The following is a 13017-nucleotide window of genomic DNA, read 5'->3' on the forward strand; positions in this document are numbered from 1 at the left end:
TTTTAACAGATGGCGAAATTGAAGAAGGATTAATTCTTGCTTGCCAAGCACACCCAACGACACCTACTTTAAAGATTGATTTTGATGATGTTTAAAAACAGTATTTAAACCAATTTACTTTTTAAATAATTTTCTAATTCTAGAGATGCCTGTTCATAGCCTATTTCGAATGCTTTTTGCATTCCCCTTTTGTCTAGCACTCCAATCTTTTCTAATGCAATAGGTTCTACAACGAGATTACAAGATTTTAGTTTTTGTTTGGAAGATGCATAAATCATTAAATTGGTCACTCTAGCTGCTAGTTTAACAGAACTTGTAAGCTCTTTCTTTTCTAGGTTACTGACCACGGAAACATTACTTCCAATAATAAAATTTGCTACTTTTTGTACTGGTTCTATGGGGAAATTATTCATAATTCCTCCATCTGCATATAGCGTTCCATTCAATTCTACCGGACTAAAAACAGGTGGTAAAGCTGCAGATGCAAGTAATGGTTTTATTAACTCTCCTGAAGAAAAAAATACTTCTTCCCCTTTTTGTAAATCCGTAGCAACCAAATGCAATTCTTTAGATAATGCCGCAAAAGAATCTTCCGGAAAATACCCTTTAAAAATTTCAATGTATTTATCGGTATCTATAATTCCGGCCTTAGCCATGGTTAAAAAGTTGTACTTAAAAATGGGGGTTTCTTTAAAAAATGCTAACATTTCATCGGTACTCTTTCCGCTTGCATACAATGCACCAACCAAAGCACCAGCGCTACTTCCAGATACTACATTTGCTTCTATTCCAAATGCATTCATAGCTTTAATAACACCAATATGTGCCATACCACGTACGCCACCACCAGATAATACTAATCCAATATTTTTAGAGTCGATACTAATCGTATTCATTTATATCTATATCTTATTCAACTCTAAAATTACCTCTTTTACTTTGTAAACGAACAGACTTTGTAGTTTGTTTTTCTAAAACTAAAAATGCAAATTAAATGTAACAGAGCTAATCATCCAAAAAACAAGGAATAACAACGGTATTAAAAAAAAAGTGGCCTCGAACTCTTTTAAGCAAAACCAACTCGGTAGTTTGTTTCCTCTTTTTTGTTCCCTTCTATAAAATTAAAGAACTCCAATTCTGTAATGAAAAAAAGAAGCAATCGACCAAAGTAAAAGTATCTTTATTTATGTAATTTTACGGAAGGATTAAGAAAATGGAAATTAGTAAACCCAAGCATACTGCGATTGTCTTTTTTGCACATTCTTCCGAGGAAGAATTAAAGCATAAAAAGATACACAATGGTGGTCTCTTGTTCCAGAGCCTTACTCAAAAAACACTACGGACGATTAAAAAATCTGGCCTCCCATATTTTCATTTTACCGAACACGAACAAAAAGGAAATTCTTTTGGAGAACGTTTTACAAATGCGGTACAATCCGTATTTAGTTTGGGGTATGAGCAGGTTATTACCATTGGTAATGATACACCACATTTAAGCACCAAAAATTTAGTCGCAGCTGCAAATAACATTACTGCTAAGAAATCTGTTCTTGGAGCATCTACAGATGGTGGTTTTTACTTAATGGGATTTCATAAAACCCAATTCCATCTCAATTTTTTCAAAAATCTAGCTTGGCAAACCTCCCAATTACAAAAGCAAGTATATTCATGGGCTACCCAAAATAGTATCCAAGTTCTTAGATTAAAAGTTCTTAGAGACATTGATATTGACAAGGATGTTTTTACTATTGGCTCTCTTTACACAACCCATACTTCTAGAATTAATGACCTCTTTGCAGAATTAATAAAAATTCAGAAAAAGGTAATTACAAGCTATGTTTCTTTAAAAACTAATAATAGCTCCATAGAAATTTACTTCAATAAAGGTTCTCCTCTCTTCCTCTTTTCTTAATAACTATTTATTTAATAGCCTTTTACAGGCTTAATACTATCCATCTTTATACATTTTATGAAGTATACTATACTTTCTATTACGCTTTTTATAGGCGCATTAGGTTTTTCACAACAAACCATTTCTGGTACGGTTACCAATTCTTTTGGCGACCCAATACCAAATGTAAATATCACCCTTTTAGGAACTTCCAAAGGAGCACCAACAGATACCAATGGCAATTATGCTATACTAGTCCCTAATTTACAAGGAGCTTTACAATTTTCTGTATTAGGGTATGACAATCAAACAATTCCTATCCACTATAATTTAATTATTGATGCCACCCTTATAGAAACTTCCCAACAGCTTGATGAGGTTGTACTAACTGCTCTTGGTTTTAAAAGAGAAACCAAAGAATTAGGATATGCCGTACAAAGCTTAAATGCTAAAGGCGTAACCGAGGTTAAATCTGCCAATTTTTTAGATAATCTAAGTGGAAAATTAGCTGGAGTAACTATTAACCAAGGTGCAACGGGAGTTGGTTCTTCTTCTAAAATAACCATTAGAGGGGAAGCATCTTTCTCTAACAACAACCCACTTTTTGTGGTAGATGGTGTTCCTATTAATAACAATTCTGTCTTTAACTTCTCCAATGAAGCCGCTGCAGGTTTTCAAGAAATAGATTTTGGAAACGGAGCTATGGAAGTAAACCCTGATGATATCGAAGAAGTTTCTGTTTTAAAAGGCCCTAGTGCCGCTGCTTTATACGGTACGCGAGCATCCAATGGAGTTATATTAATACAAACCAAAAGTGGCGCCAAAAGCAAAGGCTTAGGTATAAGTTATAATACAAGTTTTTTTGTGGACTCTGCTTTTCGTTTACCCGATTTTCAAAATGAATATGGACAAGGGAATTCTGGACAATTTGCGTATGGCAATGGATTAGGCGGTGGAACCAATGACAATATTACCTATAGTTGGGGGCCACAATTAGATACAGGAAATTTAATAGCACAGTTTGATAGCCCCGTGACTCTAGCAAATGGAACTATCGTAAGAGGTGGTGATACTTCTCTTTATAATGGATTACCTATTACGGCAACACCTTTTAATTCTAATCCCAATAATCTTAAAGATTTTTATGAAACAGGAACTACGACTATCAATAATCTAGCAATTGCTTCTAATTTTGATAAAGGAAATTTAAGACTCTCTTTTACCGATTTACGTAGCGAATCTATTATTCCTGGTGTAAATTTAGACCGCCAGACTATAGCTACTCGTTTAGGGTTTCAACCCACAGAAAAATTACATATTAATTCTTCTATTAGTTATGTAAATTCTAGTAGTGATAATCGTCCTTCTAGTGGTTACGGCTCCGAAAATGTAAATTACTCCTTAGTGGCTTGGGGTCCTCGTTCTCTAAATATTAATAACCTAAAAAACTATTGGCAGCCCGGTTTAGAAGGAACACAACAATATTCTTTTAACTACACTTTTTTCGACAACCCCTATTTCATCCTAAAAGAGAACACCAATTCTTTTAATAGAGGCCGTGTATTTGGAAACCTTTCGGCTAAGTATGATATCACGGATAATCTAAGCGCTACCATACGAACAGGAATGGATTATTCTAATGAATTAAGGCAACTAAAACGTGCTTACAGCTCTAACCGTTTTAGTAATGGTGCTTATGCAGAACACCATGTTTTCTTTAGAGAAATTAATACTGACTTTTTACTTAATTACAAGAATACTTTTGGTGATTTTAAGGTTGATATTTCTGTTGGAGGTAACCGAATGGACCAAAAAGCATCCACATCGCAATCGCAAACTACAAGTTTAGCACAACCTAGTATATTTAAACTATCGAATGCAGCATCTCCTATTGAAGTGTTCGAGTTTGCATCCGAAAAAAGAATTAATAGCTTCTATAGTTTAGCTAAATTCGGATATAAGAACTTTCTCTTTGTAGATATTACGGGTAGAAACGATTGGTCTAGCGCACTTGCTACACCCTTCTCTGTAGATAACACCTCTTTCTTTTATCCTTCTGTATCGAGCAGTTTTGTGCTCTCGGAACTGATAGATTTACCTAAAGAGGTATCCTTTGCTAAATTAAGAGCTAGTTGGGCACAAGTTGGTAATGACACAAACCCTTACCAAACTACAGGCGCATTTGTATCGCAAACTCCATTTAACGGGCAACCCACTTTCAGTAATCAAAATACAATTGCCAATGCAAATCTTAAACCAGAACAAACCTCTTCTTTTGAAATAGGAGCAGATATTAGATTTTTTAAAGACCGGTTAAATTTCGATATTTCATACTACAATGCCGTTACTAAAGACCAAATTATCTCCTTGCCTATTGGTGTCTCCTCTGGTTATACACAACAGGTAGTTAACGGAGGAAAAGTACGCTCTAAAGGCGTAGAAGTTATACTAAGTGCTACTCCGATTCTTACTCCCGATTTTAAATGGAATACCACTTTTAATTTTAGCAGAAATAGAGCTACAGTAGAAAGCTTACCACAAGAAGAAGGCCGATTAACATTGGCGTACTCTAGAATTTACAATAGTCAAAACCAAACGGTATTTTTACAAGCAGAAGAAGGTGGGCGTATTGGTGATTTATATGGTACTGGTTATTTAAAAAATAAAAATGGCGATTTTATCCTTACCAATGAAGGACGTTATATTCCTAATAATAATTTACAAAAACTCGGTAATTACAATCCCGATTTTACTTTAGGGTTTAATAACCAATTCCAATACAAAAAATGGGATTTAGGCTTTTTGTTCGATTGGAGACAAGGCGGCATTATAGTGTCTAGAACACGAGCCTTAGGAAACGTTGGTGGCCAATTGGCAGAAACTTCTTTTAGACCAGAAGGCGGTATAATTGCAGACGGAGTCGTAAATATAGGAACAACCGATAACCCACAATACCAACCGAATACTACGGCCGTAAGCGCAGAGAGTTATTATCGCCAGTTTTATGATCGTAACCACGAGGAAAACAACATATACGATGCATTCTTTTTAAAACTTCGACAGGTTTCTTTAGGCTATACTTTTAACCATTTAAAAGTATGTAAAAACGATGCAACTTTACGTATTTCCTTAATCGGAAAAAATCTTTTTGCAATTACGGAAAACCCGCACTTTGACCCTGAACAACTGGCCGTTCAAGGGCAAGGGTTTATTAGTGGCGTAGAAGACATGTCTTACGCAACTACCAGAAGTTTTGGAATAAAAGCAGGGTTTAATTTTTAAGATACTACCTATGATATATAAAAAATATAAATTACTTATAGCACTTTGCAGTATTGCAATTGCTTTTTCTTGCACCAAAGATTTTAAAGAAATAAATACTAATCCTAATGCACCCGTAAGTGTACAACCAAGTTTATTATTACGCCAAGTTATCTACGATTACGGGGAGCAAATGTCTTTTGAAGGTTTCACCGCTGGTAATTTATTAGGGCAATATACTACCGCATTAGATTTTAACCTCTTTGATCGCCACGATTTAAAGTCCCCACAACTTGGCGGTAACCCTTGGCCTATATTGTATACCAATCTTAGAGACAATGAACAAATACTAAACCTTGCTTTAAAGAATGAAACCTTTGCGGTTTATGAGGGCCCATCGAGAATTCTTAAAGCATACATGACTGGGGCACTTACCGATATTTTTGGTGATGTGCCTTATTCGGAAGCTTTTCAAGGAAAAGAAGGAATAGTAACTCCCGTTTACGATAATCAAGAAAGCATTTATCTTAATGAAAATGGCATACTAGATAATTTGGAAAAAGGAATAACGGCTATAGAAAATTATACCGGTTCTATTCCTTTAGAAGGAGACATTCTTTTCAACGGTGAATTAAATGCCTGGTTGCGTTTTGCAAAGTCTCTACAATTCAAATTCCTAATGCGTATATCCGATAAAGAAGATGTCGCAGCGCAACTACAAAATTTATATACCGAAAATAATTTTATAGCTGACTATACCCAAAACGCAAAATTCGATTTTACAGATGGCGAACCAAATAACTTTAGATTAGCCAGATTACGAATAGGAGACTTTAATAACTTTGTTCTCTCTAAAACTATGGATGAAATTCTAGCCGATTTAAATGACCCAAGAATAGAGACTTTGTTTAGACCTTTTAACAACAGCACCTCTCAAGAATATAACGGTTTACTAAATGGTATTGATGCCTCGCAAACTTCTATTGCATTAGCAGATTACTCTTTGGCAGGAACTATTTTTAGAGAAAACACAGGGGTTTTAGATGCCAATTTTATGACCAGCTGGGAAACCAAATTTCTTTTAGCAGAGGCAGCCGAAAAAGGCTTAATTACCGCAGACGCAAAACAATTATATGAAACAGGTATAACCGAAGCTTTTGCGTATTGGAATACAGAACTCCCTACAGATTATATTACCACTACCGCAGCTTATGGTGCCAACGGAGAAAATCCTATAGAACAAATTGTAACCCAAAAATGGATTGCTAATATGATTAATGGTTATGAAGGTTGGGTGGAATACCGAAGAACTGGCTATCCGCAACTAAAAACAATATCAGCAAGTTTAAATAACAATCTCCTTCCGGTTCGCATGCCCTACCCTGCAGAAGAAGAGGCTTTAAATAGTAGCAATTATTCTACCGCTGCTGAAAATACAGATGGGAATAGCATCAACGTAAAAGTTTGGTGGGATGAAAACTAATCTCCTAAGCCCGAAAGGGGGAACTCTAAAAGTTTTAAGATAAAAAAGAGATTAAATAACAATGGTATACACTGGTATAATAGCACTAATAGAAACTTCCCCTTCAGGGTCTGGGCAGATTTTACTCTGGCAATGGGGATTAGTAATAATATCGAGTTTGCTGTTATTCCTCTTGTCGCCATTAGCTAAAAATACCAATCAGTTTTTTAAGGCCGTCCAACGCAAAAAAACACCCAACACCTTTATGCTAATGGGTAGTTTAATTATTTCTTGGATATTTGCCAAAAGCATTACCAATGCTGCTAATCTAGGTTTAGCTTTTGGTTTAGTTGGTGGTGTCGCCTATGCTGCCTATTATGTCTCTTTTGCCGTTGCCGGAATTGTTATTTACAAAATGAGAACCAAGGGAAACTATACCAGTATACACCAATTCTTAACCACAAAATTTGGTAAAGGCGCTGTAGCTGTTTTTTCTATTCTAATAGCCATACGTTTATTTAATGAAGTTTGGAGCAATACTATGGTTATAGGCTCCTATTTTGGAGATATGGGTACTAGTGCTTACTATTGGTCCATTTTAGTATTTACCGTACTTACTCTATCCTATGTTATAAAAGGCGGAATGAGTAGTTCTATTTTTACAGACGTAATTCAAATGGGTCTATTTTCTATATTACTTATTATCATCCTTGGAACCATATTTAGTTCGGATACTTCTTTTACGACTACAGAAGTAATATCCTCGGGAACTTGGTCTTTGGATATGGGATTGAATTTGTTATTCGCAGCATTATTACAATCTTTAAGTTATCCTTTTCACGACCCCGTACTTACCGATAGAGGATTTATCAGCAGCCCCAAAATTACACTAAAAAGCTTCTTATGGGCAAGTATAATAGGTGCTACATGTATTATACTTTTTAGTATAATTGGGGTTTACGCTCAGTCGAATGATATGCAAGGGCAGGCAGCAGTAGAAGTTAGCAAAGCCTTTGGGCTTGTTATATTATTAGCAATTAATTTTATAATGATAACCTCAGCAGCATCCACACTAGATTCTACTTTTTCTTCTTTTTCTAAACTTTTAGCGATAGACTTACATCTAGGAAACACTTTAAAATTTGGAAGATGGTCTATGGTCGTTATTGCAATTTTAGGAACTATTCCTGTTTTCTTAGATGCCGAAATACTATCTGCGACTACCATAAGCGGAACTATGGTAATTGGGTTAACTCCGGTATTTATATTTTGGCATAAAAAAGCTCCTCCCTTAAGTTTTCATTTAAGCGTTTTCACAGGAATCCTTTTTGGATTCTTATTACTTTTTAAATTATTCCCCCAACAATTAATTTTCACAACCGGAAAATATGCTGATTTACTCTGGATTAATTTTTGGGGCATTTTATGTTGTTTAATCCTTTATTTTGTACCCACATGTCTCAAAAAATAACACCCCTTGGAAATCTATCTGGTAAAATGCTGATTTTTGGTGGCGTTTACAGTAATCTACAGGCTTTGCAGGCTCTAAAGGGCGTATCCGAAAAAGAAGGTATTGCTCCAGAAAATTGTATTTGCACAGGCGATATTATTGGTTACTGCGCGCAGCCAGAAGAAACAGTCCAATTATTCAGAGATTGGGGAGCACAAAGCATCGCCGGCAATGTAGAATTGCAATTGGTGGAAGGAGCAGAAGATTGCGGTTGCGATTTTACGCAAGATAGCCGTTGCGATAACTTTTCTAAATTATGGTATCCTTATGCGCAAAGTAGATTGTCTCCAAAGTCCATAGAATGGTTGGCAACTTTGCCGCATCATATTTCTTTTACCTATGCCAGTAAAAAAATAAGTGTTGTCCATGGATCTTATGACGCCACTTCAGAATTTATCTTTGCATCAACCCCAGAAAACATCAAATTACAAAGCCTCAAAGCGCTAGATTCTAGTGTAATTCTGGCGGGCCATTGCGGGCTACCCTTTCATACTACTATAGAGGACACATTATGGCTAAACCCTGGTGTAATCGGCATGCCAGCAAATGACGGAACTCCAAGAGTCTGGTATACCATATTAGAAAATATAGAAGAAAAACTAAAGTATACCCATCAGTATTTAGAGTACGATTACAACAAGGCTTTTTCTTTAATGAAGGCAAATTATTTACCTATAGAGTACGCGAATACTTTAGTTAGCGGTATTTGGGATAATATGGATATTTTACCCTCTAAAGAACAAGAACTTCAAGGCATACCGTATAATTTTAATCTAAACGCAAAAGAACATCAAACTATAAAAACACAAAAACCTAAAAAAATGGCAGATTCATATTACAACCCAAAAGACTTAAGAAAATTTGGTAAAATTACAGAATGGAGTGAAGAATTAGGGTCTAAATTCTTTGATTATTACGGTAAAGTCTTTGAAGAAGGAGCCTTAAGCGCACGCGAAAAATCTTTAATCGCCTTAGCGGTATCGCATACAGAAAAGTGCCCTTATTGTATTGACGCCTATACTAAAGATGGTTTACAAAGAGGAATTACCAAAGAAGAAATGATGGAAGCCGTGCACGTTGGCGCTGCTATTAAAAGTGGTGCTGTTTTAGTACATGGCGTACAAATGATGAATAAGCACGATAAATTATCTATGTAAATTAGAAGAGAACTTTTGTTAGTTTATGCATCTATAAACGACCATGAAACCCAATCCATATTAACTGTTGTAAAGTAGTACGTTACTAGCATTTTTTAAACCAGGAACGAACAACAAACAACCATCAACTAAATTAAAGATGGCAACAAAATCATTACAAGCAAAAGGCGAAGAGCTAGCGGTAGCAAACAAGCAATTAGAAATTTTAAATGGCGGCATTTTTGCAGATGGAGAACTTCCCTTTTTTAAAGATAAAATTGCAAAAATTGGTCATTTCCCTTTGCGACCAAAAAAATTAGAGATTCTTCAGATAAACGTTGGCTATATGTGTAACCAAGTCTGCGAGCATTGCCATGTAGATGCAGGACCAGACCGTAAAGAAATTATGACACGTACAACCATGCAACAGTGTTTAGAGGTTATAAAAAATACAGGTGCACATACCTTAGACTTAACTGGTGGTGCTCCAGAAATGAATCCTGATTTTCGCTGGTTTGTAGAAGAAGCTGCCAAAGCAGGCATTAAAGATTTTATAGTACGCTCTAACTTAACCATTATTCGTGCAAACAAGAAGTATTACGATTTACCAGACTTCTTTAAAAAACACAACGTACATGTTATTTCTTCCATGCCACACTATACTCGTGGTAAAACAGACAAACAGCGTGGCAATGGTGTTTTCGATAAGTCTATAAAAGCATTACAAGAATTAAATAATCGCGGTTATGGTATGCCAGACAGTGATTTACGATTAGATTTGGTCTACAACCCTTCTGGCGCTTTTTTACCTGGAGACCAAATGGCGTTAGAAGCCGATTTTAAAAAAGCTTTAAAAGAAGATTTTAATATTGATTTTCATAACCTCTTCGCTATTACTAATTTGCCTATAGCCCGCTTTTTAGATTACTTAATAGCTTCTGGTAACTATGAAGATTATATGTATGCTCTTGTAGAAGCTTACAATCCATCCGCTGTTGCCAATGTAATGTGCACCAATACTATTTCTATCAGTTGGGATGGTTGGCTATATGATTGCGACTTTAACCAAATGCTAGACCTTAAAGTGGCAAGTAAAGTAAAACACATAAAAGATTATAACGAGGACCTACTACAAGATAGAAACATTATCGTCTCACAGCACTGCTATGGGTGTACTGCCGGAGCAGGAAGCAGCTGTCAAGGAACTGTAGCCTAAAATAAATACCACAACCTTTCCTGTACAGTATTACAAGTAAGGTTGTTTTCTCTAACTATGGCGTGCCCAAAAGGTCGGGCTATCCGCTACAAGTCCTCACTCCCAAAATCGTTGCGGGCTTTTCACTCCTATCCCTCACGCAAAAAACAAAAACATTAGTCGTTTATAATAGCACATAATCGGGTTTCTTAAACCAATAAACGAACCGGCTAGTCGGTTTGTTTTGTAAAAAAATAAGTAGTTCATCGAAGGTTTAACCTTTGAGCGAATTTTTTAACCCGTATGTCTTTTATTCTTAAAAGAAAATAAGATGTAGCGGTTCTTTGTATAGAGACTTAGCGGTCTGTTTAACCCAAAACCCAAATCTTATGAGTACAAGTCTAAAGCGCATGGCTACCATGCAAAGAATGCAAGTAACCGGATTAGAGTTATTTTATACTAAAGGGTACTACAATACTAGTGTAGACGATATATTAAAAGAGCTTTCTCTATCTAAAGGGGCTTTTTACTACCATTTTGAATCTAAAGAAGATTTTTTTATACAAATTATTGAAAATTTATTAGTTCGTAAAGTATACAGTATGCTTATAGAACCAATGGAGAGTCATGATAATCCACTAGAAAAAATCACCAATTGTTTTGAAAATGCATTAGAGACTGCAGTACATAACGAAATGGACTTTGGTTTTGCATTAAGTAATTTTATGGGGGAGTTTAATGGAAAAAATCCCAGAATAATGAAGCATTTACAAGATATCCTAAAAATTTGGGAGGTAAACATAGTGACTACCTTACAAAAAGGAAAATTTAATGGTTTTATAGATAGACATATAGATTGTGAGGCCGTTGCTGTTTACCTTATGAGCTCTTATATTGGCATTAGAACATTAATGGTAGAATCTACTCCAAGTGCTCGTAAATATCGTTTTATGAGCCAATTAAAGCAATACTTTAGAAGTATTGAACAAAAACAAGTAAACGCATAAACGTTACTCGGTTTTAACTAACAACTCAAATATCTTTTGCGTTACGTCCGTTGGCGCAATAGTATGCATTACCTTTTCATACCCTACAGGAAATTTATTTCCATAAACAGAGGTTGGTATGAAAGGGTATTGTTTATTATCAGACAATAGGCAATTGTTTATTCCCTGTCCAAAGGGAGCAAAACCTGCATAAGGATGGGTAACTCCCCATAGTGTTATTGTGGGAACTCCATATAATGCCGCCAAATGTGCATTACCACTATCCATAGCGACCATAACGTCTAAATTAGAGATAAGCGTTAGTTCCTCTTTAAAAGGCAGGATTCCTGCGATATTAGTGCACGTTGGATATTTAGTTTGCCACTCCTGCAATTGTTCTATTTCTTCTTCTCCTCCGCCAAATAGCAACACAGTATGCGAGGTTTGCCTATTAATTTCTTCTAACACTTTCTCCATTAATTCTAATGGATACATTTTACCCGAAAAGGCAGCAAATGGTGCAATACCAATCCATTTATTAGGATGACTGCCTACTAATTTAAGTACTTTCTCTGGCAATTTTTCTTTTCCTAAAACAGATTTTTTAGATAAGTTAACAGTACAGCCCAGCTTTCTAAACACATCTGCGTAACGTTCATGAGTTGTTTGTAATGGCCTTATTGTTTTTGGAGCAAGTTTCGTTAATTCCTTTTTCTCTTTTCTACCCTTATCTATCTGGACAAAAGGAATAGAACCAAAAGAAAAATACGTTTTTAAAATAGTACTTCGTAAAACGTTATGTAAATCGGCAACTTCTGTAATACCGGTTTGCTTCAATTCTTTATATAATTTCCACAATCCTAGTACTCCTTTATGTCTCCCTCTAATGTCAGCCTCAAAAACATCTACATTTGTCAACTGGGTAAACATCGGCTTAAAAAAAGCCCTAGTAAGAACCGTAATTTTAATATTAGGATTTTGCTTTAATAGTGTAGAGAGTACGGGAACCGTCATAGCGACATCGCCCATAGCAGATAATCGTATAACAAGAATGTGTTTCTTTGTACTCACGTGCCAATATATTCTATTACTTATGTCCTCTTAAAACAGGATTTAATTCGTCATCATTATACATCTTCATCTGCTTATACACTTTCATATACTTTTTTCCACTTTCGATATCCCCAATCAACTGATCTATAGCAGTGGTAAGGTCACTTTTCTGTTCTAATAGAATATTTAATTTGGCAGTACACTTAGCTAAGTGATCTGGAGAAGCATCTGTACGATCAACTTCCTCTTGCATATGATAGACTTTTAAAGCCAAAATAGAAAGGCGATCTATTGCCCAAGCTGGGCTTTCTGTGTTTATTGTTGCGTTTTCTTTAATTTGTACCTTTTGGTATTTATTTAAAAAATAACTGTCTATATACTCCACCAAGTCTGTTCTATCTTGATTACTAGCATCTATCTTACGTTTTAATTTTAGGGCTGCCACTGGGTCAATTTGCGGGTCACGAATAATATCTTCGTAATGCCATTGTACGGTATCTATCCAATTTTTTCTATACAAAAG

10 protein-coding genes and 1 pseudogene are annotated in these 13017 nt (G+C 35.6%); 8 read left to right on the top strand and 3 right to left on the bottom strand.

What is annotated here, in order from left to right; all coding sequences use genetic code 11:
* Window positions 1-104 precede the first annotated feature (104 nt).
* On the bottom strand, window positions 105-896 hold the full coding sequence (locus QZZ51_RS13740; RefSeq protein WP_291870634.1) for a patatin-like phospholipase family protein: 792 nt from the start codon (window positions 894-896) through the stop codon (window positions 105-107).
* 317 nt (window positions 897-1213) lie between these two features.
* On the opposite strand from QZZ51_RS13740, the gene QZZ51_RS13745 reads away from it, so the two are divergent.
* The 8 genes and pseudogenes from QZZ51_RS13745 (at window position 1214) to QZZ51_RS13780 (ending at window position 11462) form a co-directional block, all read left to right on the top strand.
* Complete coding sequence (locus tag QZZ51_RS13745; RefSeq protein WP_291870636.1) at window positions 1214-1912, top strand: DUF2064 domain-containing protein; 699 nt, start codon at window positions 1214-1216, stop codon at window positions 1910-1912.
* 57 nt (window positions 1913-1969) lie between these two features.
* Window positions 1970-5173, top strand: a complete 3204-nt coding sequence (locus QZZ51_RS13750; RefSeq protein ID WP_291870638.1) for a SusC/RagA family TonB-linked outer membrane protein — start codon at window positions 1970-1972, stop codon at window positions 5171-5173.
* A 10-nt stretch (window positions 5174-5183) separates the two neighbouring features.
* On the top strand, window positions 5184-6635 hold the full coding sequence (locus QZZ51_RS13755; RefSeq protein ID WP_291870640.1) for a SusD/RagB family nutrient-binding outer membrane lipoprotein: 1452 nt from the start codon (window positions 5184-5186) through the stop codon (window positions 6633-6635).
* 61 nt (window positions 6636-6696) lie between these two features.
* Complete coding sequence (locus QZZ51_RS13760; protein ID WP_291870642.1) at window positions 6697-8085, top strand: sodium:solute symporter; 1389 nt, start codon at window positions 6697-6699, stop codon at window positions 8083-8085.
* Window positions 8086-8111: 26 nt separating this feature from the next.
* A pseudogene (locus tag QZZ51_RS13765) lies at window positions 8112-8672 on the top strand (metallophosphoesterase family protein); the annotation flags it as partial.
* A gap of 273 nt (window positions 8673-8945) precedes the next feature.
* On the top strand, window positions 8946-9281 hold the full coding sequence (locus QZZ51_RS13770; protein WP_291870651.1) for an arsenosugar biosynthesis-associated peroxidase-like protein: 336 nt from the start codon (window positions 8946-8948) through the stop codon (window positions 9279-9281).
* A gap of 139 nt (window positions 9282-9420) precedes the next feature.
* Entirely contained in the window at window positions 9421-10476 is a 1056-nt protein-coding gene (arsS, locus tag QZZ51_RS13775; protein WP_291870643.1) for an arsenosugar biosynthesis radical SAM (seleno)protein ArsS, read from the top strand.
* A 368-nt stretch (window positions 10477-10844) separates the two neighbouring features.
* A complete protein-coding gene (locus QZZ51_RS13780) occupies window positions 10845-11462 on the top strand; it encodes a TetR/AcrR family transcriptional regulator (RefSeq protein ID WP_291870645.1) in 618 nt (205 codons plus the stop codon).
* A 3-nt stretch (window positions 11463-11465) separates the two neighbouring features.
* On the opposite strand, the gene QZZ51_RS13785 is transcribed toward QZZ51_RS13780, so the two are convergent.
* Both QZZ51_RS13785 and QZZ51_RS13790 read right to left on the bottom strand, forming a co-directional pair.
* Window positions 11466-12512 carry a glycosyltransferase family 9 protein gene (locus QZZ51_RS13785; protein WP_291870647.1) on the bottom strand — a complete coding sequence of 349 codons (1047 nt, stop codon included), beginning with the start codon at window positions 12510-12512 and terminating at the stop codon, window positions 11466-11468.
* Window positions 12513-12528: 16 nt separating this feature from the next.
* Window positions 12529-13017 (bottom strand): DUF4254 domain-containing protein (locus QZZ51_RS13790; protein ID WP_291870649.1); only part of this gene is annotated, 489 nt, incomplete at its 5' end.

It is taken from the genome of Maribacter sp. (assembly GCF_016744255.1).
In the GTDB taxonomy this organism is placed as follows: domain Bacteria; phylum Bacteroidota; class Bacteroidia; order Flavobacteriales; family Flavobacteriaceae; genus Maribacter_B.